The organism is Curtobacterium pomorum (assembly GCF_044497295.1).
Taxonomy (GTDB): domain Bacteria; phylum Actinomycetota; class Actinomycetes; order Actinomycetales; family Microbacteriaceae; genus Curtobacterium.
This window is the reverse complement of record NZ_CP172409.1, coordinates 2,545,877-2,572,458: the sequence shown is the minus strand read 5'-3', so window position 1 is coordinate 2,572,458 and position 26,582 is coordinate 2,545,877. Positions and strand designations below refer to the sequence as shown.

The window sequence follows — 26,582 nt, the reverse complement described above, 5'->3', positions numbered from 1 at the left end:
TGGGTCCTCTCCGACCGGGAGGCCGATGCCGCACGCCAGCACCCGTGTCCCCCCGACACGCACCCGAAGCGTACCGGAACCGCCGATCCGCCGTGAATCCGCTGTCCGGGCGCTGGTAGATTCCGACCCGTGTCTGCACCTTCTCCTTCGTCCACCAAGTACGCCTTCGTCGTCGCCTCGAACCGCCTCCCGGTGGACCGTGTCGTCGACCAGGACGGCAACGAGGGATGGCGGCACTCGCCGGGTGGCCTCGTCACCGCACTCGAACCCGTGATGCGCGCGAACGACGGCGCCTGGGTCGGCTGGGTCGGCCAGCCCGAGGTCGAGGTCGAGCCGTTCGACAACGAGGGCATCCACATCGTGCCGGTCCCGCTGTCCGACGAGGACGTCGAGGAGTACTACGAGGGCTTCAGCAACGACACGCTGTGGCCGCTCTACCACGACGTCATCGAGCACCCGAGCTACCACCGCGACTGGTGGAACGCGTACAAGCGGGTCAACGAGCGCTTCGCGACCCAGATCGCCGAGATCACCGAGCAGGACGGCATCGTCTGGGTGCAGGACTACCAGCTGCAGCTCGTCCCGGCGTTGCTCCGTGCCAAGCGTCCCGACCTGACGATCGGGTTCTTCAACCACATCCCGTTCCCGCCCGTCGGCATCTACGCCCAGCTGCCGTGGCGCGCGCAGATCCTCGACGGCCTGCTCGGCGCCGACGTCATCGGCTTCCAGCGCCACGACGACGCAAGCGACTTCCTCCGCGCGGTCCGCCACATCAAGGGCTACACGACGAAGGGGCAGACGATCGACGTGCCCGTCGACGACCCGGACGCCCCGCGCAGCCGCAAGGGCATCACGGTCCGCCACGTCGAGGCCCGCCACTTCCCGATCTCGATCGACGCCGAGAGCTTCGAGGCGATCGCCCGCCGACCCGAGGTGCAGGAGCGTGCCCGCGAGATCCGCGAGAGCCTCGGCAACCCGAAGACGGTGCTGCTCGGGGTCGACCGCCTCGACTACACCAAGGGCATCCGGCACCGGATCAAGGCCTTCGGCGAACTCGTCGAGGACGGCCGCATCAAGGTCGAGGACGCCGCCCTCATCCAGGTCGCCAGCCCGAGCCGCGAGCGCGTCGACACCTACGCCACGCTCCGCGACGAGATCGAGCTGAGCGTCGGCCGCATCAACGGCGACCTCGGGGTCATCGGCCACCAGCCGATCTCGTACCTGCACCACGGCTACCCGCGCGAGGAGATGGTGGCGCTCTACCTGGCGGCCGACATCATGCTCGTCACCGCGCTGCGGGACGGCATGAACCTCGTCGCCAAGGAGTACGTCGCAGCGCGGTTCGACAGCGACGGGGTGCTCATCCTGTCCGAGTTCGCCGGTGCCGCCGACGAACTGAAGCAGGCCGTCATCGTCAACCCGCACGACATCGGCGCGTTGAAGGACAGTATCGAGCGCGCGATCGAGATGCCGCGCCGCGAGCGCTCCACGCGGATGCGTGCGCTCCGCAAGCGGGTCCGGGACAACGACGTCGCGCGCTGGTCGCGCTCGTTCCTCGAGGCGCTCGACCGTCACGCCCCGCGGAACGCCCAGCTCGACCCGTCCGCCGTCGACCCGGCGGACCGACACCGTGAGGCGCAGACCGACAACATGTCGATCTTCGACCAGGACGCGCAGTCCGCCAGGGCTGCCGAGGACACCCGGGAGGCACGTGATGACTGAGCACACCACGCACGTCGACGAGACGGCGGCTCCAGGGCTCGACGCCGCGCTGGACGCGCTGGCCCGCGCCGGGCGCGTGATCGTCGCCCTCGACTTCGACGGTACGCTCGCGCCCTTCGCCGACGAGCCGTCGCAGGTCGGCGCCCTGCCGGGGTCCTGGGCCGCGGTCCTCACGCTGCACCGCGCGAAGGACACCGAGGTGGTGCTCGTCTCGGGCCGTCCGCTCGGCAGCCTCGCGGCCGTGTCGCACGCGCCGCAGGACATGGCGCTCGTCGGGTCGCACGGCGTCGAGTGGCGCGTGGACGGCCACGACGAGGCGGCCCTCACCGACGACGAGGTCGCACGGGTCGCACGGATCGGTGCGGCGCTCGACGAGGTCGGCGCCCGCCACCCGGGCGTGGTCATCGAGCACAAGCCGGCCGGCCACGGCGTGCACACCCGTCGGGTGAGCGCCGAGGTCGCCGCGCAGGCGAACGCCGATGCGAGCCGAGCGGCGCACGAGGCCGACCCCGACGTGCTCGAACGCGGCGGCAAGGACATCGTCGAGTTCGCCGTCCGGCACGTCACCAAGGGCGACGCCATCGCGCGGCTGCGCGAGCTCCACGGTGCCGACGCGGTGTTCTTCGCCGGTGACGACGTCACCGACGAGGACGGCTTCCGCGTGCTCGGCGACGGTGACGTCGGCGTCAAGGTGGGTCCGGGGGAGACCCGTGCCGGGTACCGCATCGCGGACCCGGCGGCCCTGACCGGCGTCCTGAAGCAGCTCGCTCGCCTGCGTGCGACGCGCTGACCAGGGTGATCCGGGCCTCCCGGTCGGACTCCAGAACATGCGAACGCATGTTGATGTCCAACTGGTATCCCAAAGCGTCCTAGACTCGCTCCATGCCTGATATCGACGTCAAGCCGCGCAGCCGGGTCGTCACCGACGGGATCGAAGCAACCACCTCGCGTGGCATGCTGCGGGCCGTCGGTATGGGAGACGAGGACTGGAGCAAGCCGCAGATCGGCATCGCGTCCTCGTGGAACGAGATCACGCCCTGCAACCTCTCGCTCGACCGCCTCGCGCAGGGCGCCAAGGAAGGCGTCCACTCCGGTGGTGGCTACCCGCTGCAGTTCGGCACCATCTCGGTCTCGGACGGCATCTCGATGGGCCACGAGGGCATGCACTTCTCGCTCGTCTCGCGTGAGGTCATCGCCGACAGCGTCGAGACCGTCGTCAACGCCGAGCGCCTGGACGGCACCGTCCTGCTCGCCGGCTGCGACAAGTCCCTGCCGGGCATGCTCATGGCCGCCGCGCGCCTCGACCTCGCGAGCGTGTTCCTCTACGCGGGCTCGGTCATGCCGGGCTACGTGAAGCAGGCCGACGGCACGATGAAGGAAGTCACGATCATCGACTCCTTCGAGGGCGTCGGTGCCTGCAAGGCCGGCACCATGTCCGAGGAAGAGCTGAAGAAGATCGAGTGTGCCATCGTCCCGGGTGAGGGCGCCTGCGGTGGCATGTACACGGCCAACACCATGGCGAGCGTGGCCGAGGCCCTCGGCATGTCGCTGCCGGGCTCCGCCGCCCCGCCGAGCGCCGACCGCCGCCGTGACTACTACGCGCACCGCTCCGGCGAGGCCGTCGTCAACATGCTCGAGCACGGCATCACCGCTCGCCAGATCCTCACGAAGGAAGCCTTCGAGAACGCGATCGCCGTCGCGATGGCGCTCGGTGGTTCGACGAACGTCATCCTGCACCTGCTCGCCATCGCCTACGAGGCCGAGGTCGAGCTCTCGCTGGACGACTTCAACCGCATCGGTTCGAAGGTCCCGCACCTGGCCGACATGAAGCCCTTCGGCAAGTACGTCATGGTCGACGTGGACCGCAACGGCGGCATCCCGGTGATCATGAAGGCGCTGCTCGACGCCGGCCTGCTGCACGGCGACTGCCTCACCGTGACGGGCAAGACCGTCGCCGAGAACCTGGCTGAGATCGACCCGCCGGCGCTGGACGGCGAGGTCTTCCGCACGCTCGACAACCCGATCCACGAGACCGGCGGCCTGACGGTCCTGCAGGGGACCTTCGCCCCCGAGGGTGCCGTGGTGAAGACCGCGGGCTTCGACGCCGAGGTGTTCGAGGGCCCCGCACGGGTCTTCGACCGCGAGCGCGCCGCGATGGACGCCCTCACCGAGGGGAAGATCCAGAAGGGCGACGTCGTCGTCATCCGCTACGAGGGCCCCAAGGGCGGCCCGGGCATGCGCGAGATGCTCGCCATCACCGCGGCCATCAAGGGCGCGGGCCTCGGCAAGGATGTACTACTCTTGACCGACGGACGATTCTCAGGCGGCACAACCGGCCTGTGCATCGGCCACATCGCACCCGAGGCAGTGGACGCAGGTCCAGTTGCCTTCGTGCGCGATGGCGACCGCATCCGTGTCGACATCGCGGCTCGCTCGCTCGACCTACTGGTCGACCCGACCGAGCTGGAGGCCCGCCGTGACGGCTGGGCCCCGCTGCCCCCGCGCTACACCCGCGGAGTCCTCGCGAAGTACGCCAAGCTCGTGAAGTCCGCCGCCCAGGGCGCGGTCACGGGCTAGCGTTCGACACACGCACCATCGCCACCTCTCCAGGCAAGGACCACCTCATGCCCACGGAAGCAACTCCGCTGTCCGCGGCCGCCGGTGCACGCCGGTCGCCGGAGATCCTGACCGGCTCGGGAGCCGTCCTCCGGACGCTCGAGCACCTCGGGATCACCGACGTCTTCGGCCTGCCCGGCGGTGCGATCATCCCGTTCTACGACGAGCTCATGGCGTCGAAGACGATCCGCCACATCCTCGTCCGCCACGAGCAGGGCGCCGGCCACGCCGCCGAGGGCTACGCCTCGGCGTCCGGCAAGGTCGGCGTCGCCATCGCGACGTCGGGCCCCGGCGCGACGAACCTCGTCACGGCGATCGCCGACGCCTACATGGACTCGGTGCCGTTCATCGCGATCACCGGCCAGGTGTTCTCGACGCTGATGGGGACCGACGCGTTCCAGGAAGCCGACATCGTCGGCATCACGATGCCGATCACGAAGCACTCGTTCCTGGTCACCGACCCGGCCGACGTGCCCGCGACCCTGGCCGCGGCGCACCTCATCGCGACGACCGGTCGCCCCGGCCCCGTGCTGGTGGACATCACGAAGGACGCCCAGCAGAAGTCGGCGCCCTACGTCTGGCCGCCCAAGATCGACCTGCCGGGCTACCGGCCGGTCACCAAGGCGCACGGCAAGCAGATCACCGCGGCCGCGCAGCTCCTGGCCGAGGCCGAGCGCCCGGTGCTCTACGTCGGTGGTGGCGTCATCCGCTCCCGCGCGACCGGCGAGCTCCTCCGCTTCGCCGAGGCGACGGGTGCACCCGTCGTGACGACGCTGATGGCACGAGGGGCCTTCCCCGACTCGCACCCGCAGCACCTCGGCATGCCCGGCATGCACGGCACCGTCCCGGCGGTGCTCGGGCTGCAGGACAGCGACCTCATCATCGCGCTCGGCGCCCGGTTCGACGACCGCGTGACCGGCAAGGCCGACGAGTTCGCGCCGAACGCCAAGGTCGTCCACGTCGACATCGACCCCGCCGAGATCTCGAAGATCCGCTTCGCCGACGTCCCGATCGTGGGCGACGCGAAGGAGGTCCTGGTCGACCTGCTCGACGCCTGGGGCGGCATCGCCGTCGACGACCGCGCCTCGACGGCCGACTGGTGGGCGAAGCTCCACCAGCTCAAGGTCGACTTCCCGCTCGGGTACGCGGAGCCGACCGACGGTCTGCTCGCCCCGCAGGCCATCATCAAGCGCATCGGCGAGCTCTCCGGTCCCGAGGCGGTCTACGCCTCCGGTGTCGGGCAGCACCAGATGTGGTCGGCGCAGTTCATCAAGTACGAGCGCCCGAACGCGTGGCTGAACTCCGGCGGCGCGGGCACGATGGGCTACTCCGTCCCCGCGGCGATGGGTGCGAAGGTCGCCGAGCCGGACCGTGTGGTCTGGGCGATCGACGGCGACGGCTGCTTCCAGATGACGAACCAGGAACTCGCGACCTGCGTCATCAACGACATCCCGATCAAGGTCGCGATCATCAACAACTCGTCGCTCGGCATGGTGCGGCAGTGGCAGACGCTGTTCTACGACGGCCGCCACTCGTTCACCGACCTCGAGACCGGCCACGACTCGCGCCGCGTGCCCGACTTCGTGAAGCTGGCCGACGCGTACGGCGCCCTCGGCATCCGCGTCGAGAAGGCGGACGAGGTCGACGCGGCCATCCAGCTCGCGCTCGAGACGAACGACCGCCCCGTGGTGATCGACTTCGTCGTGAGCCGTGACTCGATGGTGTGGCCGATGGTCCCGCAGGGAGTCAGCAACTCGTCCATCGAGTACGCCCAGGCCCTCGCACCCACCTGGGACGACGAGGACGCCGACATGACGGGGGAAACCGCATGAGCCACGTCCTGTCCCTCCTCGTCGAGGACAAGCCCGGTCTGCTGACCCGCGTCGCCGGACTGTTCGCCCGCCGCGGGTTCAACATCGAGTCGCTCGCCGTCGGCAACACCGAGGTCGACGGCCTCAGCCGGATCACCGTCGTCGTCGACGTCGAGGACCTCCCGCTCGAGCAGGTGACGAAGCAGCTCAACAAGCTCGTCAACGTCATCAAGATCGTCGAACTGGACTTCTCGCAGTCCGTCCAGCGCGAGCACATGCTCGTGAAGGTCCGCGTCGACAACCAGACGCGGTCGGCCGTGCTCGAGGCAGTGAACCTGTTCCGCGCACAGGTCGTCGACGTCGCGAACGACTCGCTCATCGTCGAGGTGACCGGAGACCCCGGCAAGATCCAGGCGATCCTCCGCGTCCTCGAGCCCTACGGCATCAAGGAGCTGGCCCGCGCGGGCCTGCTCGGCATGGGACGCGGACCGAAGAGCATCACCGACCGGGTGCGCTGACCAGCGGTCCGCCACCCCCACAGACCACCAGAACCAAGGAGACACACCCTCGTGACTGACATCGTGTACGACGCCGACGCCGACCTGACGCTCATCCAGGGCAAGAAGGTCGCCGTCATCGGCTACGGCTCGCAGGGCCACGCCCACGCCCTCAACCTCCGTGACTCGGGTGTCGAGGTCAAGATCGGCCTCAAGGAGGGCTCGAAGAGCCGCCAGAAGGCCGAAGAGGCCGGTTTCGAGGTCCTCACCCCGGCCGACGTCACCGCCTGGGCCGACGTCGTCGTCATCCTCGCGCCGGACCAGGTCCAGCGCATCGTCTACGCCGAGGACATCCGCCCGAACCTCAAGCCGGGCGCGACCCTCGTCTTCGGCCACGGCTTCAACATCCGCTTCGGCTACATCGAGGCCCCCGAGGGCGTCGACGTGTCGCTCGTCGCCCCGAAGGGCCCGGGTCACACCGTCCGTCGCGAGTACGAGGCCGGCCGCGGCGTCCCCGTCATCGTCGCCGTCGAGGTCGACGCGTCGGGTTCCGCCTGGGACCTCGCGTGGTCGTACTCCAAGGCCATCGGCGGTCTGCGCTCCGGCGGCATCAAGACGACCTTCACCGAGGAGACCGAGACCGACCTGTTCGGCGAGCAGGCCGTCCTGTGCGGTGGCACCTCGCAGCTCATCCAGTACGGCTTCGAGACCCTCGTCGAGGCGGGCTACCAGCCGCAGATCGCGTACTTCGAGGTCCTGCACGAGCTCAAGTTGATCGTCGACCTGATCTGGGAGGGCGGCCTCACCAAGCAGCGCTGGTCGATCTCCGACACCGCCGAGTTCGGTGACTACGTCTCCGGCCCGCGCGTGATCTCGCCCGACGTCAAGGAGAACATGAAGGCGGTGCTCGCGGACATCCAGAACGGTGCCTTCGCGAAGCGCTTCATCGACGACCAGGACGCCGGTGCCCCCGAGTTCAAGGCGCTCCGCGCCAAGGGCGAGGGCCACCCGATCGAGGCGACCGGCCGCGAGCTGCGCGCGCTCTTCGCGTGGAAGCAGAACGACGGCGACTACGTGGACGGCTCCGCAGCGCGGTAGTCTTCCGAGGAACACTCGATGACGAGGCGGCGGTGCAGCCCTTGCACCGCCGCCTCGCGACGTGACCCGAACGTTATGCAGCAGCTCTTCTCCAGCCCCGACGCCGTGGACCGGCGTCCCTTCGGCGTGCGCCCGGACGATGCGCGACAGCCGTCGGCCGTGATCCGCACGTGCGGTCAGGGGCGGACCGACCAGCATGGGATGATCATCGGATGGCGGTGACGAAACGAGCGGTCCACATCGGCGCCGGCAAGATCGGGCGCGGGTTCGTGGGCCAGTTCCTCGTGGCGAGCGGCTACGAGCTCACCTTCGTCGACGTCGACGACCGTGTGGTGTCCGCGTTGAACGAAGCCGGACGCTTCGTGGTGCACGAGGTCGGCGAGATGCCGGTCGAGCACCTCGTCTACGGCTTCCGGGCGCTCAGCAGCAAGACCGACCGCGACCGCGTGGTCCAGGCCATCGCCGAGGCGGACGTCGTGACGACCGCCGTCGGCGCCCGCACGCTCCCGCTCGTCGCGCCGCTCATCGCCGAGGGGCTCGCGGCCCGGCCGCTCGAGCGTGGCGACGTGACGGTCGTGGCGTGCGAGAACGCGTTCAACGCCACCGACTCCCTGCACGCGAGCATCCGTCGTGCGCCGGTGCTCGAGGACCGCGACATCGCCGCCGTCTTCGCGAACTGCGCGATCGACCGCATCGTCCCCGACCAGTCCGGCGTGCTCGGCCAGTCCGGTGGCCTCGACGTCGTCCTCGAGCCCTTCTACGAGTGGGTCATCGAGCGCACGCCGTTCCTCGGCTCCGACGCCGAACCCCCGACGATCGAGGGCGTCACGTGGGTCGACGACCTGCAGCCCTTCGTCGAGCGCAAGCTCTACACGGTCAACACCGCGCACGCGACGGCCGCCTACCACGGCTACGTCCGCGGCATCCGGCTGATCCGCGAAGCCCTCGAGGACGACGCCGTCCGTGCCGAGGTCGACGGCGTCCTCGCCGAGACCACCGCGCTGCTCGTGGCGAAGCACGGCTTCGACCCGGAGGAGCACGCGCGCTACGTCGCGGCGAACCTCTCGCGCATCGCGAACCCGCACCTGCCCGACACCACCGTGCGCGTCGGACGGAACCCGCTCCGCAAGCTCGGTCGGCGCGAGCGGTTCGTCGGTCCGGCCGCGCAGCTCGCCGAACGCGGCCTGCCCGTCGGTCACCTGCTCGGTGCCGTCCGCGTCGCGCTCGCGTTCGATGACGAGAACGACCCGGAGTCGATCGAGCTGCACGCGCTGCTCCGCTCCGGCGCGACGGCGCACGCGCTCACCGAGATCCTCACCGGGCTGATGGAGAGCCACCCGCTGTTCCCCGCCGTGCGCGAGGTCGTCGCCGAGGTGCTCCAGACGCAGCCCGCCGACGCCTGAGCGGTCGTCCCACCGGGAACCCGTGGTCTCCCCGAGCGCTGGTCCCTCGTAGGATCGAGGCATGAACACGGCAGCATCCCCACCCGACGGGTCGGTCGACCCGGACGTGACGAACGCCGTCGACCACGACGACGAGGCGCTCAGCTGGGGTGACGCCGACGACGCCACCCACGTCGACGCCGCGCACAACCCGGTCGCCGTCAAGGACCGTGGCGACCGCGACCCCGAGGCACCGGAGACCTCCGGCGCACTCGTCGGGTTCGGCGTGTTCGGTGGGCTCTACCTGCTCTACACCGTCGCCTGGCTGCTGACGGCGTCCACGTCGTACGTCTCGGGTGTCGACACCGTCCTGACGGTCTTCGTCGAGGTGCTCCGGTTCCTCGCCATCCTCGCGCCGGCGCTGTGGTTCACGGTCGTGCTGTGGGCCGCCCGGGGCAGCCGGACCCGGACGCGACTGCTCTGGATGCTGCTCGGTGCCGTCGTGCTGTTCCCGTGGCCGTTCCTGCTGACGCGGAGCTTCGGGTGACCGCCGCGACGCCGGCCGCACGCCGGTCGCCCGGCCCGATCGTCGGCCGCGTCGCCGTCTGGGTCGTGTTCGCGGTGCTGTTCGCCTACATGACGGTGCAGGCGGTGGGGAACCTCACGCAGATCTCGCAGCGGGTGGACGAGTTCAACGCCTTCCTCGCGACGACCTCGGGCGGGGAATCGCTGCAGGCGAGCACGCCCTGGCTGTGGCTGGTCCTGGACATCCTGATCGCCCCCGTCGCGTTCGTGGCCGCCCTGGTGATCACGCGTCGTGCGCGGCTGACCGTGACCGTCGCCGTGTTCGTCCTCGCCTTCGCGGCGGCCGGCGCGCTGTGGCTCGACCTGCAGCTGTTCGTGCCGAGCCTGCTGCAGTTCTAGACGAGCGCGGTCGTAACGGACCGCGCACGTCGATAGCATGGTGGGATACCAACCGTCTCTCGTGAGGAAACAGCAGCTGTGTCGAAGCCGGTCGTCCTGATCGCCGAAGAACTCTCGCCCGCCACGGTCGACGCCCTCGGGCCCGACTTCGAGATCCGGAACGTGGACGGCACCGAACGGCCCGCGCTCCTGTCGGCCCTCGCCGACGCGGATGCCGTGCTGGTGCGTTCCGCCACCAAGGTCGATGCCGAGGCGATCGCCGCGGCCCCGAACCTCAAGGTCGTCGCCCGTGCCGGTGTCGGCCTGGACAACGTCGACATCAAGGCGGCGACCACCGCCGGTGTGATGGTGGTGAACGCGCCGACGTCGAACATCATCTCCGCCGCCGAGCTCACCGTCGGGCACATCCTGTCGCTCGCCCGCCACATCCCGGCCGCGCACGCGTCGCTGGCCGCCGGCGCCTGGAAGCGCTCGTCCTACACGGGTGTCGAGCTCTACGAGAAGACCGTCGGGATCATCGGTCTCGGCCGCATCGGCGCGCTCATCACGCAGCGCCTGCAGGCCTTCGGCGTCCAGGTCATCGCCTACGACCCCTACGTCACGACGGCTCGCGCCCAGCAGCTCGGGGTCGAGCTCGTCTCCCTCGACGACCTGCTGCGGCGTGCCGACTTCGTCACGATCCACATGCCGCGCACCCCCGAGACCCTCGGCATGATCTCGGACGACCAGTTCGCGCTCATGAAGCCGACGGCGTTCGTCGTCAACGTCGCCCGCGGCGGTCTGATCGACGAGGACGCCCTGCACCGCGCGCTGACCGCGAACACCATCGCGGGCGCCGGCCTCGACGTCTTCGTGTCGGAGCCGCCGAAGGACTCCCCGCTCGTCTCGCTGCCCAACGTCGTCGTCACGCCGCACCTCGGCGCCTCGACCGACGAAGCGCAGGAGAAGGCCGGCGTCTCGGTCGCGAAGTCGGTGCGCCTCGCGCTCGGCGGCGAGCTCGTGCCGGACGCGGTCAACGTCGCCGGTGGCGTCATCGACCCGTACGTCCGTCCGGGCATCCCGCTGGTCGAGAAGCTCGGTCAGGTCTTCACGGCCCTCGCCACCTCGCCCGTGACGAGCATCGACGTCGAGGTCCACGGCGAGCTCGCCGAGTACGACGTCAGCGTGCTCAAGCTCGCAGCGCTCAAGGGCGTCTTCACCGACGTCGTCAGCGACCAGGTGTCGTACGTCAACGCCCCGCTCATCGCGGAGCAGCGCGGCGTCACCGTGCGGCTCATCACCGAGACCGACAGCCCCGAGTACCGCAACGTGCTCACGATCCGCGGCGCCCAGTCCGACGGCCCGGCGATCAGCGTCTCCGGCACGCTCACCGGTCCGAAGCAGGTCGAGAAGCTCGTCGAGATCAACGGCCACGACGTCGAGGTCCCGCTCGACCGGCACCACGTCGTCATGGAGTACGTCGACCGCCCCGGCATCGTCGCGGTCTACGGCAAGGAGTTCGGCGAGGCCGGCATCAACATCGCGGCGATGCAGATCTCGCGCGAAGCCGCCGGCGGACAGGCGCTCAGCGTCCTGACCGTCGACTCCCCGGTGCCCGCCGAGATCCTCGAGCACGTCGGCCGGGCCATCGACGCCTCCTCGCTCCGCGAGATCGACATCACGCTCTGATGGACGTCCGGACGCTCAAGCTCGCGGTGATCCGCGGGGACGGCATCGGACCAGAGGTCGTCGACGAGGCGCTCAAGGTCCTGCACGCCGTGACCCCGGACGACCTCGTCATCGAGGAGACCACGTTCTCCCTCGGCGCGACGCGGTACCTCGAGACGGGTGAGATCCTCACCGAGGACGACATGTCCGCCATCGCATCGCACGACGCGATCCTGCTCGGCGCGGTCGGTGGGGACCCCCGCGACCCCCGCCTGGCCGGTGGGATCATCGAGCGTGGACTCCTGCTGAAGCTGCGCTTCGCGTTCGACCACTACGTCAACCTGCGGCCGACCAAGGTGTACGACGCCGTCGCGACGCCGCTCGCCGCACCGGGCGCGGTCGACTTCGTCGTCGTGCGCGAGGGCACCGAGGGGCCGTACGTCGGCAACGGCGGTGCGATCCGGACGGGGGCTCCGCAGGAGATCGCGACCGAGGTCTCGCTGAACACCGCGTTCGGTGTCGAGCGGGTCGTGCGGTACGCCTTCGACCTGGCGGACCGTCGGGCACGGAAGCACCTGACGCTCGTGCACAAGAGCAACGTCCTGGTGCACGCTGGCGCCCTGTGGCAGCGCACGGTCGCGGCCGTCGGTGCGGAGTTCCCGGACGTCACGGTGGACTACCAGCACGTCGACGCGGTGACGATCCACATGGTGAGGGAACCTGCTAGGTTCGACGTCATCGTCACCGACAACCTCTTCGGCGACATCATCACCGACCTGGCCGGCGCGATCAGCGGCGGCATCGGTCTGGCGGCCTCGGGCAACATCAACCCGGACGGCACCTTCCCCAGCATGTTCGAGCCGGTCCACGGCTCCGCGCCGGACATCGCGGGTCAGCAGAAGGCCGATCCGACGGCCGCCATCCTCTCCGTCGCCCTGTTGCTCGACCACATCGGCCGCAGCGACCTCGCGACGGCGGTGACGCGGGCCGTCGAGGCGGACCTGGCAGACCGGGGCACCACGCAGCGTCGCACGGCCGAGATCGGCGACGCCATCGCCGCCGCGGCCACGGCACGCACCACCACCGCCTGAGAAGGAGCCCTCCCCATGAGCACCGACACCGCCTTCGGACTCGAGTTCGCCACCACCCCGTCCGCGGACCGTCGCGCCGCAGCCGAGCGCGAGGAGATCCTCGCCGACCCGGGCTTCGGCAAGCACTTCACGGACCACATGGCCACCGTCGAGTGGACGCTCGATGACGGCTGGCACGGCGCCTCGATCCACCCGTACGGGCCGCTCATGCTCGACCCGAGCGCCAGCGTGCTGCACTACGCGCAGGAGATCTTCGAGGGGCTCAAGGCGTACCGGCACGCGGACGGCTCGGTGTGGTCGTTCCGCCCGGACGCCAACGCTCGCCGGTTCCAGCGGTCTGCCCGCCGGCTGGCGCTGCCGGAACTGCCGGTCGAGGCGTTCGTCGAGTCGATCCGGCAGCTCGTGCAGGCCGACGTCGACTGGGTGCCGTCCGCGCCCGAGACGAGCCTGTACCTGCGGCCCTTCATGATCGCGACCGAGTCGTTCCTGGGGGTGCGGGCGGCCCAGGCGGTGGCCTACCACTGCATCGCCAGCCCGGCAGGGGCGTACTTCACCTCCGGCCCGAAGCCGGTCTCGATCTGGCTGTCCACCCAGTACGCCCGCGCGGGCAAGGGCGGGACCGGTGCCGCCAAGACGGGCGGCAACTACGCGTCGTCGCTGCTGCCCCAGCAAGAGGCGTACGAGCACGGGTGCCAGCAGGTCATGTTCCTCGACTCGGTCGAGGGCAAGTACCTCGAAGAGCTGGGCGGCATGAACGTCGTGCTCGTGCGGTCCGACGGAACGCTCGTCACGCCCGACTCCGACTCCATCCTCGAGGGCATCACGCGCGACTCGATCCTGCAGCTGGCGGAGGACCGCGGCCTCACGGTCGAGAAGCGCCGCGTGACCCTCGACGAATGGCGCGACGGTGTGGCCGACGGCTCCATCACCGAGGCGTTCGCGTGCGGGACGGCCGCCGTCGTGACCCCGATCGCGGAACTCCGTGGCGAGGGCTTCACGATCGGCTCGCCGACCGAGGGCGCCGGGGAACTCACCATGTCCCTGCGCGACGAGCTCACCGACATCCAGTACGGCCGTCGTCCCGACCCGCACGGGTGGATGACGAAGCTGACCGACGCGTCCTGATCGACGCTCGGGCGTGGGTAGGGTCGAACGGTGAAGATCGCACGGTTCAGCAGCAAGGGTGAAGACCCCCGGTACGGCATCCTCGACGAACGGCACCTGGTGGTGCTCGCCGGAGACCCCATGTACCAGGGGTTCGAGACCACGGGGGAGCGCGTCGCACTCGCCGACGCCAAGCTCCTCGCCCCAGTCATCCCGCGGTCGAAGGTCATCGGGGTGGGGCTCAACTACCTCGAGCACGCCTCGGAGATGGACGAGCGCGCCGGCGACGACCCGGTGGTGTTCCTCAAGCCGAACACCTCGGTGATCGGGCCCGACGAGCCCATCCGGCTGCCGGCCGACATCGGTCGCGTCGACCACGAGGGCGAACTCGCCATCGTGATCGGTTCGCTCGCCAAGAACGTCCGGCGCGAGGACTTCGCGAGCGTCGTCCTCGGGTACACGATCGCGAACGACGTGACGGCCCGCGACCTGCAGGCCCGCGACGGCCAGTGGACGCGGTCGAAGGGGTTCGACACGTTCTGCCCGCTCGGCCCGGTCATCGAGACCGAGATCGACCCGTCGGACATCCGCATCGAGACCCGGGTGGACGGCGACCTGCGTCAGGCGGGCTCGACGAACGAGATGGTCCACGACATCCCGTCGCTGGTCGAGTTCGTGTCGTCGATCTGGACCCTGCTGCCCGGAGACGTCATCCTGACCGGTACCCCGGCGGGCGTCGGTCAGATCCGCGACGGCGAGGTCGTCGAGGTGACGATCTCCGGCATCGGCACACTCAAGAACCCCGTGATCGCTCGCCACTGACCCGGCTCGTCACGGCAACGGCCCGTTCCCTCTGGGGAGCGGGCCGTTCCGCGTCCGCGGGTCGATCAGGGCGACACGCCCGGGATGCCGCCTGGCTTGGCGCAGCCGTCCGCCCCTGCGTAAAGTAATCACTCGTTGCCACGGCGGCGGAGAACGGAACGGCTGAGACGGTCCCTGGGTTCACCTGGAGATCTTGTCCGCCACGGTTCTTCCCCGGGTAGCGGATTTCATAGCCTCTCTGGCGGAGCATCTTCGGGTGTCGAGTGGGGGGTGCGTCTGGTCCTTGAGAACTCAACAGCGTGCACATTGTCAATGCCAATTTATTGATTGACCTCGTGCCTGGCCTTCCTTCGGGTTGGTTGGGTTTGAGGCAATTCCTTTTGGATTGAAGATTGTCAGTAGACAGTCAACAGTCAGAATCAACTCGGTCTGGCACCTTTCGGGTGTTGGGTCTGTATTTTTTTACGGAGAGTTTGATCCTGGCTCAGGACGAACGCTGGCGGCGTGCTTAACACATGCAAGTCGAACGATGATGCCCAGCTTGCTGGGTGGATTAGTGGCGAACGGGTGAGTAACACGTGAGTAACCTGCCCCTGACTCTGGGATAAGCGTTGGAAACGACGTCTAATACTGGATATGATCACTGGCCGCATGGTCTGGTGGTGGAAAGATTTTTTGGTTGGGGATGGACTCGCGGCCTATCAGCTTGTTGGTGAGGTAATGGCTCACCAAGGCGACGACGGGTAGCCGGCCTGAGAGGGTGACCGGCCACACTGGGACTGAGACACGGCCCAGACTCCTACGGGAGGCAGCAGTGGGGAATATTGCACAATGGGCGAAAGCCTGATGCAGCAACGCCGCGTGAGGGATGACGGCCTTCGGGTTGTAAACCTCTTTTAGTAGGGAAGAAGCGAAAGTGACGGTACCTGCAGAAAAAGCACCGGCTAACTACGTGCCAGCAGCCGCGGTAATACGTAGGGTGCAAGCGTTGTCCGGAATTATTGGGCGTAAAGAGCTCGTAGGCGGTTTGTCGCGTCTGCTGTGAAATCCCGAGGCTCAACCTCGGGCTTGCAGTGGGTACGGGCAGACTAGAGTGCGGTAGGGGAGATTGGAATTCCTGGTGTAGCGGTGGAATGCGCAGATATCAGGAGGAACACCGATGGCGAAGGCAGATCTCTGGGCCGTAACTGACGCTGAGGAGCGAAAGCATGGGGAGCGAACAGGATTAGATACCCTGGTAGTCCATGCCGTAAACGTTGGGCGCTAGATGTAGGGACCTTTCCACGGTTTCTGTGTCGTAGCTAACGCATTAAGCGCCCCGCCTGGGGAGTACGGCCGCAAGGCTAAAACTCAAAGGAATTGACGGGGGCCCGCACAAGCGGCGGAGCATGCGGATTAATTCGATGCAACGCGAAGAACCTTACCAAGGCTTGACATACACCGGAAACGGCCAGAGATGGTCGCCCCCTTGTGGTCGGTGTACAGGTGGTGCATGGTTGTCGTCAGCTCGTGTCGTGAGATGTTGGGTTAAGTCCCGCAACGAGCGCAACCCTCGTTCTATGTTGCCAGCGGGTTATGCCGGGGACTCATAGGAGACTGCCGGGGTCAACTCGGAGGAAGGTGGGGATGACGTCAAATCATCATGCCCCTTATGTCTTGGGCTTCACGCATGCTACAATGGCCGGTACAAAGGGCTGCGATACCGTAAGGTGGAGCGAATCCCAAAAAGCCGGTCTCAGTTCGGATTGAGGTCTGCAACTCGACCTCATGAAGTCGGAGTCGCTAGTAATCGCAGATCAGCAACGCTGCGGTGAATACGTTCCCGGGCCTTGTACACACCGCCCGTCAAGTCATGAAAGTCGGTAACACCCGAAGCCGGTGGCCTAACCCTTGTGGAAGGAGCCGTCGAAGGTGGGATCGGTGATTAGGACTAAGTCGTAACAAGGTAGCCGTACCGGAAGGTGCGGCTGGATCACCTCCTTTCTAAGGAGCATCTGGCACCACGTGTGGTGTCCAGGCGCCTGATTCGGACCGAACGTGTCCGACGGGTAGCTCATGGGTGGAACATTGACAGTGCAGCTGGTACCGATGGTGCTGGCCTCAGTACGCTCCGCTTGCGGGGTTGGAACGGGTTGGTGTCGCACGGGCTGGCTGGTGCACGTTGTTGGGTCCTGAGGGACCAGGCTTCCTGATCTGCTGTGAGGCGGGTTGGGGGTTGGGCCTTAAGGGTCCTTCGTTGGGCCGCATGAAGCACTGTCATTGGACGGTGGGGAGTGTGGTGCCGATCGTATGTTGAGAACTACACAGTGGACGCGAGCATCTTTGATTCGCGTCATCCAATCGATCTGAGGTCTTCGGGCTGATGGTTGTGGGTGATGACGGATCGCAATTTTAATCTTTGTGGTCAAGTTTCTAAGAGCAAACGGTGGATGCCTTGGCATCTGGAGCCGAAGAAGGACGTAGAAATCTGCGATAAGCCTCGGGGAGCTGATAATCGAGCCCTGATCCGAGGATTTCCGAATGGGGAAACCCCGCTGGGCGCTTTTGTGACCTGGTGACTCCCGCCTGAATATATAGGGCGGGTAGAGGGAACGTGGGGAAGTGAAACATCTCAGTACCCACAGGAAGAGAAAACAACATGTGATTCCGTGAGTAGTGGCGAGCGAAAGCGGATGAGGCTAAACCGATCATGTGTGATAGCCGGCGGGCGTTGCATGGTCGGGGTTGTGGGACACGTCACTCAGTTCTGCCGGACTGGGGCGGTTACAGCGCATCATAGTCGAACCGGTTTGAAAGCCGGGCCGTAGTGGGTGCCAGCCCCGTAGACGAAATGGTGTTATGGCCGGATGTGTATCCCAAGTAGCACGGGGCCCGAGAAATCCCGTGTGAATCTGTCAGGACCACCTGATAAGCCTAAATACTCCCAGATGACCGATAGCGGACAAGTACCGTGAGGGAAAGGTGAAAAGTACCCCGGGAGGGGAGTGAAATAGTACCTGAAACCGTTTGCTTACAAACCGTCGGAGCCTCCTTAGTAGGGGTGACGGCGTGCCTTTTGAAGAATGAGCCTGCGAGTTAGTGATATGTGGCGAGGTTAACCCGTGTGGGGCAGCCGTAGCGAAAGCGAGTCTGAATAGGGCGTTTGAGTCGCATGTTCTAGACCCGAAGCGAAGTGATCTATCCATGGCCAGGTTGAAGCGACGGTAAGACGTCGTGGAGGACCGAACCCACTTCAGTTGAAAATGGAGGGGATGAGCTGTGGATAGGGGTGAAAGGCCAATCAAACTTCGTGATAGCTGGTTCTCTCCGAAATGCATTTAGGTGCAGCGTTGCGTGTTTCTCGCCGGAGGTAGAGCTACTGGATGGCCGATGGGCCTCAACAGGTTACTGACGTCAGCCAAACTCCGAATGCCGGTGAGTGAGAGCGCAGCAGTGAGACGGTGGGGGATAAGCTTCATCGTCGAGAGGGAAACAACCCAGACTACCAACTAAGGTCCCTAAGCGTGTGCTAAGTGGGAAAGGATGTGGAGTTGCATAGACAACCAGGAGGTTGGCTTAGAAGCAGCCACCCTTGAAAGAGTGCGTAATAGCTCACTGGTCAAGTGATTCCGCGCCGACAATGTAACGGGGCTCAAGCACACCACCGAAGTTGTAGATTTCGCACATTGACAAGCCTTCGTGGTTCAGTCGTGCGGAGTGGTAGGAGAGCGTCGTGTGGCGAGTGAAGCGGCGGAGTGATCCAGCCGTGGACGCTACACGAGTGAGAATGCAGGCATGAGTAGCGAAAGACGGGTGAGAAACCCGTCCTCCGAAAGACCAAGGGTTCCAGGGCCAGGTTAATCCGCCCTGGGTAAGTCGGGACCTAAGGCGAGGCCGACAGGCGTAGTCGATGGACAACGGGTTGATATTCCCGTACCGGCGAACAACCGCCCAAGCTAATCCAGTGGTGCTAAGAGTCCTAACCCGGTACGACCGGATCCCTTCGGGGTGATGGTGGCCGGTCTAACGCTCGACCCCATGCTGGTGCGGTTAGCGTATGAACAGGTGTGACGCAGGAAGGTAGCTGAGCCAGGCGATGGTATCCGTAAGGTGAACCTGGTGTAAGGATGTAGGGCTGACGATAGGCAAATCCGTCGTCTGTGTGCCTGAGATCCGACGCGTACCCGTAAGGGGAAATCAGTGATCCTATGCTGCCGAGAAAAGCATCGACGCGAGGTTGCAGCCGCCCGTACCCGAAACCGACTCAGGTGGTCAGGTAGAGAATACCAAGGAGATCGAGAGAATCGTGGTTAAGGAACTCGGCAAAATGCCCCCGTAACTTCGGGAGAAGGGGGGCCGGACACGTGACCGGATTTACTCCGTGAGCGTTGAAGGCCGCAGAGACCAGTGGGAAGCGACTGTTTACTAAAAACACAGGTCCGTGCGAAGTCGCAAGACGATGTATACGGACTGACGCCTGCCCGGTGCTGGAAGGTTAAGAGGAAGGGTTAGCCTTTGGGCGAAGCTCTGAATTTAAGCCCCAGTAAACGGCGGTGGTAACTATAACCATCCTAAGGTAGCGAAATTCCTTGTCGGGTAAGTTCCGACCTGCACGAATGGCGTAACGACTTCCCAGCTGTCTCAACCGCGAACTCGGCGAAATTGCACTACGAGTAAAGATGCTCGTTACGCGCAGCAGGACGGAAAGACCCCGTGACCTTTACTACAGTTTGGTATTGGTGTTCGGTGTGGCTTGTGTAGGATAGGTGGGAGACTGTGAAGCGGGCACGCTAGTGTTCGTGGAGTCATTGTTGAAATACCACTCTGGTCACTCTGGATGTCTAACGTAGGACCCTGATCGGGTTCATGGACAGTGCCTGATGGGTAGTTTAACTGGGGCGGTTGCCTCCCAAAGAGTAACGGAGGCGCCCAAAGGTTCCCTCAACCTGGTTGGCAATCAGGTGGCGAGTGTAAGTGCACAAGGGAGCTTGACTGTGAGACTGACAGGTCGAGCAGGGACGAAAGTCGGGACTAGTGATCCGGCAGTGGCTTGTGGAAGCGCTGTCGCTCAACGGATAAAAGGTACCTCGGGGATAACAGGCTGATCTTGCCCAAGAGTCCATATCGACGGCATGGTTTGGCACCTCGATGTCGGCTCGTCGCATCCTGGGGCTGGAGTAGGTCCCAAGGGTTGGGCTGTTCGCCCATTAAAGCGGTACGCGAGCTGGGTTTAGAACGTCGTGAGACAGTTCGGTCCCTATCCGCTGCGCGCGTTGGAAATTTGAGAAGATCTATCCCTAGTACGAGAGGACCGGGATGGACGAACCTCTGGTGTGTCAGTTGTTCTGCCAAGGGCACCGCTGATTAGCTACGTTCGGACCGGATAACCGCTGAAAGCATCTAAGCGGGAAGCCGTCTTCGAGATGAGATTTCCATGCACCTTGAGTGTGAGAGGCTCCCAGCAGACTACTGGGTTGATAGGCCGGATGTGGAAGCGGGGACTAACGACCCGTGGAGCTGACCGGTACTAATAAGCCGAAGACTTGATAACACACTGATTTCCGTGCACTTGTTGCACGGGCTCGCGTCCACTTTGTGGTTCCCGACAGACGATCGGGAATCAAACTAAATACACCGCTCTGCCCATTCGTGGGTAGCAGCTGGGACATGTTTGAGACCAGATCATGGTCGACAGTGTTCCGGTGGTCATAGCGAGAGGGAAACGCCCGGTCACATTCCGAACCCGGAAGCTAAGCCTCTCAGCGCCGATGGTACTGCAAGGGGGACCTTGTGGGAGAGTAGGACGCCGCCGGACTTAACCTCAGCAACACCAGGGAACCCCTGACCAGCACTGGTCAGGGGTTTTCTGCGTTCACGACCGCTCCGGAGCGGGGCGTGACGGTAGCATTGGCGGGTCATGACTGCGCCATTCACCACTGCTTCCGGGTCCGAGATCCGTGTCCGTTTCTGCCCGAGCCCGACGGGGACCCCGCACGTGGGGCTCATCCGCACGGCGCTCTTCAACTGGGCGTACGCGCGCCACACCGGCGGCAAGCTCGTGTTCCGCATCGAGGACACCGACGCCGCCCGTGACAGCGAGGAGTCGTACGCGCAGATCCTCGACGCGCTGCGCTGGCTCCGGCTCGACTGGGACGAGGGTGTCGACGCCGGCGGGGAGCACGGTCCGTACCGGCAGTCGGAGCGCACGGCGATCTACGACGACGTCATCGCGAAGCTGAAGGCGTCCGGGCACGTCTACGAGTCCTTCGTCACCCCCGAGGAGATGGAGGCCCGCAACAAGGCCGCCGGACGCGATCCCAAGCAGGGGTACGACAACCACGAGCGGGACCTCACCGAGGCCGAGCGCCAGGCGTTCCGCGATCAGGGCCGCGAACCGGCGCTCCGGCTCCGGGTGCCGGACCGTGACCTGAGCTTCGACGACCTGGTGCGTGGCGAGATCACCTTCAAGCAGGGCACGTTCCCCGACTTCGTGGTCGTCCGGCCGAACGGCAAGCCGCTCTACACGTTCACGAACCCGGTGGACGACGCCCTGATGGGCATCACGCACGTGCTGCGCGGCGAGGACCTGCTGTCCTCGACCCCGCGGCAGATCGCCCTGTACGAGGCGCTGTACGAGATCGGGCTCGCTCCGTCGATCCCGGTGTTCGGTCACCTGCCGTACGTGATGGGCGAGGGCAACAAGAAGCTCTCCAAGCGTGACCCCGAGGCGAACCTGTTCCACCACCGGGACGCCGGCATGATCCCCGAGGGGCTCGTCAACTACCTGGCGCTGCTCGGCTGGTCGATCGGTGCCGACCGCGACGTCTTCTCGATCGACGAGATGGTGGCGGCGTTCGAGGTCGCCGACGTCAACCCGAACCCCGCACGCTTCGACCACAAGAAGGCCGAGGCGATCAACGGCGACCACATCCGGCTGCTCGACGCCGCGGACTTCCGCTCCCGCCTGCTGCCCTACCTGACCGACCTCGTCGCCGATCCGCCCACCGCGGAGCAGCTCGAGGTCCTGACGAAGGCGGCTCCGCTCGTCCAGGAGCGCATGCAGCTGCTCGGCGAGGCGCCGGCGATGCTCGGGTTCCTGTTCACCGCCGACGCCGACCTGGTGGTCGAGGACGACGCGCTGGCGTCGCTCAAGGGCGACACCGCCGCGGTGCTCACGGCCGGCATCGCTGCGCTCGAGCAGCTCGACGACTGGCGCACCGAGGCGATCGAGGCCGCGCTCCGCACCGCGCTCATCGACGACCTCGGGCTGAAGCCCCGTGTCGCCTTCGGGCCGCTGCGCGTGGGGGTGTCCGGTCGCCGGATCAGCCCGCCGCTGTTCGAGTCGATGGAGATCCTCGGCAAGGAGTCCACCCTGACGCGGCTCCGCGCCCTCGCGGCCCGCTGAGCGGGGCACGATGAGCACCGCGGGAAGCGCTGCAGGGAGCCCGGACGAGCCGAGCACGCCGGTCGTCCACGACGTGGCGGTCATCGGTGCCGGACCCGCCGGGTTGAGCGCTGCGCTCAACCTGGTGCGGGCGAAGCGGACGGTGCTCCTCGTGGACGCCAACCGGCCGCGCAACGCCGCGACCCTGCGCTCGCACGGCTTCCTGACGCGTGACGGGGTCTCGCCGCTCGAGCTCCGGAAGCTCGGTCGTGTCGAGGTCGAGGCGTACCCGGAGGCGACGGTCGTGCAGGCCGTGGTCGACCTCGTGACGCCCGACACCGACGGCTGGCGGCTGCACGGGACCTGGCGCGGTACCGAGGTGGATGCGCGGGCGAGGACCGTCGTCGTCGCCACGGGGCTGCGCGAGGAGTTCCCGGCGCTGCCGATGCTCCGCGCGTTCTACGGCACCGCGGTGCACAGCTGCGTCGAGTGCGATGCGTACGACAAGGCGGGGCAGCCGCTCGCGTTCATCTGCGAGACCGATGACGTCGTGGACCGTGCGCTGCTCATCGCGGCGTGGACGGACGACCTGATCGTCTACACGAACGGTGTCGCGCCGCTCGACGACGCCGGGCGTGCGCGCTTGGCTCGTGCCGGTGTCGTGATCGACGAGCGGGTGATCGAGGACCTCGAGGGGGACCGGACCGGGATGACCGGAGTCCGGCTCGTCGACGGCCACGTGGAGCCGCGGACGGGCGGTTTCGTCCGACCGACGTGGCACGCCGACCTCGACTGGCTGCACACGACCGGCGGCACCGGTACCGGCCCGGGCACCGACACGCCCGGCGTGCCGACCGCCCTCGAGCGCGATGCACAGGGGCTCCTCGTCGTCGACCGGGTCGGCCGCACGACGGTCCCCGGGCTGTACGCCGTGGGGGACGTGACCCCTCCCGGGCCGGAGCAGCTCATCGTGGCGGCCGGGCACGGAGCCGCGACGGCCGCTGCGGTGCACCGTGACCTCGTGGGTGGTCTTGCGGACCTCCGGGATGCTGTACAGTAGTTGATCGTGCCCCGGACAACGGGGCCGGAAGGCCAGCAGGCCTTTTGGGGTATGGTGTAATTGGCAACACAGCGGTTTCTGGTACCGTCGTTCTTGGTTCGAGTCCAGGTACCCCAGCACTCGAAGAACAGCCCCCGGGAGATCCCGGGGGCTGTTCTCGTTTCCACCGGAGATCCGAAGGCTCCGGACAGCGCGTTCCGAGGTTGCGCGGAACCGCACGATGCGTCGTGTCCACGCGGCCCGCTCCGGGCCCTGGACCGTCCCGGTTCGCGGGCCGAGCGCGCCGGCGGTGGCGAGCCGTGCCTCCTGGCCGGGTTGCGGGACCCCGCACCGCGCGTGACGCGGCTCGTGGGCGGCACCGCGCCGCACGTACGGTCGCAGGACCGACGCGGGACACGCGGCGGCCCGCCGACGATCATCCGAGGTGTCATCGTGACCTCCGCCGACCCGCTGACGACAGCCGACCACTGGACCCACCGCGCCGCGATCCCGCTGGCCGGCGACCACTCCGTCCTGGACCGCTGGGACCGGGTGGTCGCGCTCCACGGCGACGCAGCGGCACTCGCCGGGGACGGCCGCCCGTACACCTTCCGGCAGGCGGACGGTGCGTCGCGCTCGCTCGCTTCGGTGCTCGACGCCGAGCTCCGACCCGACGACCGCAGCGGCGCGGGAGTGGGCGCAGTCGCCGGCGGAGCGTCGAAGCCGGTCGGCGTCATGGCCGGCCAGACCACCGAGGCCGTCGTCGCGATCCTGGCGCTCGTCCGCGCGGGGCGCACCGTGGTGGTGCTCGACGAGCACCTGCCGGTGGTCCGGCTCGGACACGTCGCCCGGCTCGCCGGCGTCGACGAGATCGTGGCGGATCCCGCGCGCGCCGACCTCGCGGCCACCGTCGTCGCCGAGCGCGACGGACGCGTGCACGCACTCGCCGACCTGCTCGAACGACACGGCGAGTCGGTGAGCGACGAGCGGGCGACCGACGTGACGACGGCCGACACGACGGCCGACACGACGGCCGACACGACGGCCGTCACGACGGCCGACACGACGGTGGACACGACGGCCGACGCGACGGCCGACACGGCAGCGGACGCGGCCGCCGGCACCCGACCCGGCACCCGACCCGGCACCCGCCCCGGCGGCCGCGACCCGTTCGCGATCGTCTTCACCTCCGGCTCGACGGGCATGCCGAAGGGCGTCGTCCTGACGCACCGGCAGCAGCTCGCGAACGCCGAGCAGGACGCCGTCGCCCTCGGCACCGGTCCCGACGACCGGCTCGGCGTGGTCCTGCCGCTGTCGTTCGCGGCCGGGCTGCTGTTCTCGTTCGACACGCTGCTGAACGGGGGCGGCGTCGTGCTCCTCGAACCCCGTGAACTCGGGGTCGAGCGCCTGCTCGCACGGTTCGCCGACGACGGCGTGAACGTCCTCGTCTGCACCCCGCACCTGCTGCGCTCGATCGTCGGTTCGCAGACGGCACCCGGGGCGCAGGCGTCCGGCGCGGCACCCGCGCTCGGCGGCCTGCGCTTCCTGATGACCACGGGCGAGGCGGTGACCGGGGCGGACATCGCCGCCGCCCGCCCGCACCTCGACCCGACGACGCTGCTCCTCAACGCGTTCGGGTCGAGCGAGACCGGCTGCGTGGCGTACTGCCCCGTCGAGCCCGGGTCGCCGGTGCCCGAGGGCGTCGTCCCCGCCGGGTGGCCGTTGCCCGGCAAGCAGGTGCTCGTGCTGCGCGAGGACGGCAGCCGCGCCGACCCGGGGGAGACCGGCGAGCTCGTCATCGTCTCCGAGGGCCTGACCGCCGGGTACTGGGGTGCCCCGGAGAAGACCGCCGAACGGGCCGGACGCACCGACGACGGCACGCCGACCTGGCGCCAGGGCGACCTCGCCCGGATCGAGCCGGACGGTCGGCTCGTGCTGCTCGGACGGTCCGACGACGCCGTGAAGGTCCGCGGGTACCTCGTCGAGCCGAGCGAGGTCGAGGCGGCGCTCCGCGCGATCCCCGAGGTGCACGACGCCGTCGTCACGGCGCAGGTCGACCCGCCCGCAGTGACCCGCCTGGTCGCGTACGTCGTCGGCCGTCCGGGACAGCGGACCCCCGCGCCCGCGGCCCTGCGGCTGGCCCTGCGCGACCGCCTGCCTGAGTACATGGTGCCGGCGTCGATCGTGCCGATGACGGAGCTGCCGCGGAACGAGCGCGGCAAGGTCGACCGTGCCGAGCTGCCGGGTGCGCCGAGCATCGAGACCGAGATGGTCGAGGGCGAGTACGACCAGTGGGAGCTCGTGGTCGGGCAGATCTGGGCCGAGGTGCTGGGCCTCCGGGGTGTGCACCTCGACGAGGACTTCTCCGCGCTCGGCGGCGACTCGCTCTCCGCCGAGGAGATGCTCGCCCTCGTGCAGAGCCGCCTCGGCATCGACCTGCGGTCCTCGGACGTCCTGCAGCACCCCACGCTCCGGGCGTTCGCCCGACGGGTGCGCAGCGGCACGACGGCGCTGCCGAGCCACCCCGACGTGGTCAAGGTGTCCGGCGCGCGCGAGTCCGGACGTCCGCCCGTGTTCTGCTTCGCCGGCGGCGGAGCGCTCGCGCTGACGTTCCTGCCGTTGTCCCGCTACCTGCCCGAGCACGACGTGTACGCGTTCCAGCAGCACGGCCTCGAGCGTCGGGGGATGCCGGACTGGAGCATCCAGGCCAGCGCCCGCCGGTACGTCGCCCTGATGCGCATCGTGCAGCCACGCGGACCGTACCTGCTGGTCGGCCACTCGCTCGGCGGGCTCATCGCGCTCGAGATCGCCCGACTGCTCACCGAGAGCGGCGAGCAGGTCGAGCACGTCGCGCTGCTGGACACCTACCTGCCGCGGACGGGCGCCGAGGGGGTCCGTCAGCAGTTCGGCCGGCTCGAGCCGCGCGAGCACCGGAACCCCGCGGTCCGCGCCGCCGGCCAGCGCCTCGCCGGGGTCGTCCGGCGGGTCATGCCCACGGGCATGTCGTGGGGCGACCACGTCGCGAAGCGGATGCGCGCCTACAGCGCGGGTGTGCTGCGGCACGGCGGCCAGAAGGACTTCGACGCCTTCTTCGACCAGGCCGAGCTCGTCACCCGGCGGCACCACCCGACGCCGTTCCACGGACGGGCGACGTACGTGCTCGCCGACGCGAACCCGGACGCCGCCGGCTGGTCCGCGCTGCTGCGCGGCCGGACCGAGACCGTGCGGATCGCCGCCGAGCACAGCTCGTTGCTGCGGGAACCGCACGTGGCCGACCTCGCGACGGCGCTGCGTGCGGCGTTCGCGACGGAGGGCGCGGCCCGCGACTGAGCCGACCGACGGACGGGAGGCCCGGTGCCAGCTGGCACACCTCCCTCGCAGGCTCGGTCGGCGCGCCCCGCGCAACGCTTCGCGTTGCCGCTCTGCGGGGCGCGCCCGTCCGTTCGTCGGTGCGTCCACGGCACGT

16 protein-coding genes, 1 tRNA gene and 3 rRNA genes are annotated in these 26,582 nt (G+C 67.6%); all 20 read left to right on the top strand.

Going from position 1 to position 26,582, the window contains the following annotated elements; all coding sequences use genetic code 11:
- Positions 1-129: 129 nt before the first annotated feature.
- The 20 genes from otsA (at position 130) to ACGH48_RS12140 (ending at position 26,446) form a co-directional block, all read left to right on the top strand.
- Positions 130-1,722, top strand: coding sequence for an alpha,alpha-trehalose-phosphate synthase (UDP-forming) (gene otsA, locus ACGH48_RS12235; protein ID WP_396288804.1), 1,593 nt, complete (start codon positions 130-132; stop codon positions 1,720-1,722).
- Positions 1,715-2,512, top strand: a complete 798-nt coding sequence (otsB, locus tag ACGH48_RS12230; RefSeq protein WP_340196421.1) for a trehalose-phosphatase — start codon at positions 1,715-1,717, stop codon at positions 2,510-2,512. The genes otsA and otsB overlap by 8 nt, the downstream gene beginning before the upstream one ends.
- Before the next feature lie 92 nt (positions 2,513-2,604).
- On the top strand, positions 2,605-4,299 hold the full coding sequence (gene ilvD, locus ACGH48_RS12225) for a dihydroxy-acid dehydratase (RefSeq protein WP_123292267.1): 1,695 nt from the start codon (positions 2,605-2,607) through the stop codon (positions 4,297-4,299).
- Between the two features lie 47 nt (positions 4,300-4,346).
- Positions 4,347-6,170 (top strand): acetolactate synthase large subunit, encoded by a 1,824-nt coding sequence (locus ACGH48_RS12220; protein ID WP_396288803.1) that lies wholly within the window; start codon positions 4,347-4,349, stop codon positions 6,168-6,170.
- A complete protein-coding gene (gene ilvN, locus ACGH48_RS12215; protein ID WP_022907763.1) occupies positions 6,167-6,667 on the top strand; it encodes an acetolactate synthase small subunit in 501 nt (166 codons plus the stop codon). The genes ACGH48_RS12220 and ilvN overlap by 4 nt, the downstream gene beginning before the upstream one ends.
- A 51-nt stretch (positions 6,668-6,718) precedes the next feature.
- Complete coding sequence (gene ilvC / locus ACGH48_RS12210; protein ID WP_123313670.1) at positions 6,719-7,744, top strand: ketol-acid reductoisomerase; 1,026 nt, start codon at positions 6,719-6,721, stop codon at positions 7,742-7,744.
- 212 nt (positions 7,745-7,956) lie between these two features.
- On the top strand, positions 7,957-9,147 hold the full coding sequence (locus tag ACGH48_RS12205; protein WP_123313669.1) for a mannitol-1-phosphate 5-dehydrogenase: 1,191 nt from the start codon (positions 7,957-7,959) through the stop codon (positions 9,145-9,147).
- A 61-nt stretch (positions 9,148-9,208) separates the two neighbouring features.
- Complete coding sequence (locus ACGH48_RS12200; RefSeq protein ID WP_111085937.1) at positions 9,209-9,673, top strand: hypothetical protein; 465 nt, start codon at positions 9,209-9,211, stop codon at positions 9,671-9,673.
- The gene (locus ACGH48_RS12195) at positions 9,670-10,050 is read left to right on the top strand and encodes a hypothetical protein (protein ID WP_123313668.1); all 381 of its coding nucleotides are present in this window, start codon (positions 9,670-9,672) and stop codon (positions 10,048-10,050) included. The genes ACGH48_RS12200 and ACGH48_RS12195 overlap by 4 nt, the downstream gene beginning before the upstream one ends.
- A 78-nt stretch (positions 10,051-10,128) precedes the next feature.
- Positions 10,129-11,718 carry a phosphoglycerate dehydrogenase gene (serA, locus tag ACGH48_RS12190; RefSeq protein ID WP_396288802.1) on the top strand — a complete coding sequence of 530 codons (1,590 nt, stop codon included), beginning with the start codon at positions 10,129-10,131 and terminating at the stop codon, positions 11,716-11,718.
- Positions 11,718-12,788 carry a 3-isopropylmalate dehydrogenase gene (locus ACGH48_RS12185; RefSeq protein ID WP_396288801.1) on the top strand — a complete coding sequence of 357 codons (1,071 nt, stop codon included), beginning with the start codon at positions 11,718-11,720 and terminating at the stop codon, positions 12,786-12,788. Before serA ends, ACGH48_RS12185 begins: the two co-directional genes overlap by 1 nt.
- A 15-nt stretch (positions 12,789-12,803) precedes the next feature.
- The gene (locus ACGH48_RS12180; protein ID WP_396288800.1) at positions 12,804-13,913 is read left to right on the top strand and encodes a branched-chain amino acid aminotransferase; all 1,110 of its coding nucleotides are present in this window, start codon (positions 12,804-12,806) and stop codon (positions 13,911-13,913) included.
- 30 nt (positions 13,914-13,943) lie between these two features.
- Positions 13,944-14,714 carry a fumarylacetoacetate hydrolase family protein gene (locus tag ACGH48_RS12175; RefSeq protein WP_111085932.1) on the top strand — a complete coding sequence of 257 codons (771 nt, stop codon included), beginning with the start codon at positions 13,944-13,946 and terminating at the stop codon, positions 14,712-14,714.
- A 461-nt stretch (positions 14,715-15,175) separates the two neighbouring features.
- Positions 15,176-16,697: ribosomal RNA gene (locus tag ACGH48_RS12170) — 16S ribosomal RNA — on the top strand.
- 419 nt (positions 16,698-17,116) lie between these two features.
- A 23S ribosomal RNA gene (locus tag ACGH48_RS12165) occupies positions 17,117-20,244 on the top strand.
- Positions 20,245-20,391: 147 nt separating this feature from the next.
- A 5S ribosomal RNA gene (rrf, locus tag ACGH48_RS12160) occupies positions 20,392-20,508 on the top strand.
- The 16S, 23S and 5S rRNA genes sit together here, the layout of an rRNA operon.
- 102 nt (positions 20,509-20,610) lie before the next feature.
- Positions 20,611-22,098 (top strand): glutamate--tRNA ligase, encoded by a 1,488-nt coding sequence (gene gltX, locus ACGH48_RS12155; protein ID WP_396288799.1) that lies wholly within the window; start codon positions 20,611-20,613, stop codon positions 22,096-22,098.
- Between the two features lie 10 nt (positions 22,099-22,108).
- Entirely contained in the window at positions 22,109-23,137 is a 1,029-nt protein-coding gene (locus ACGH48_RS12150; protein ID WP_396288798.1) for an NAD(P)/FAD-dependent oxidoreductase, read from the top strand.
- Between the two features lie 45 nt (positions 23,138-23,182).
- Positions 23,183-23,254, top strand: a tRNA-Gln gene (locus tag ACGH48_RS12145).
- Between the two features lie 315 nt (positions 23,255-23,569).
- A complete protein-coding gene (locus tag ACGH48_RS12140; RefSeq protein WP_396288797.1) occupies positions 23,570-26,446 on the top strand; it encodes an alpha/beta fold hydrolase in 2,877 nt (958 codons plus the stop codon).
- The last annotated feature ends 136 nt before the right edge of the window (positions 26,447-26,582 follow it).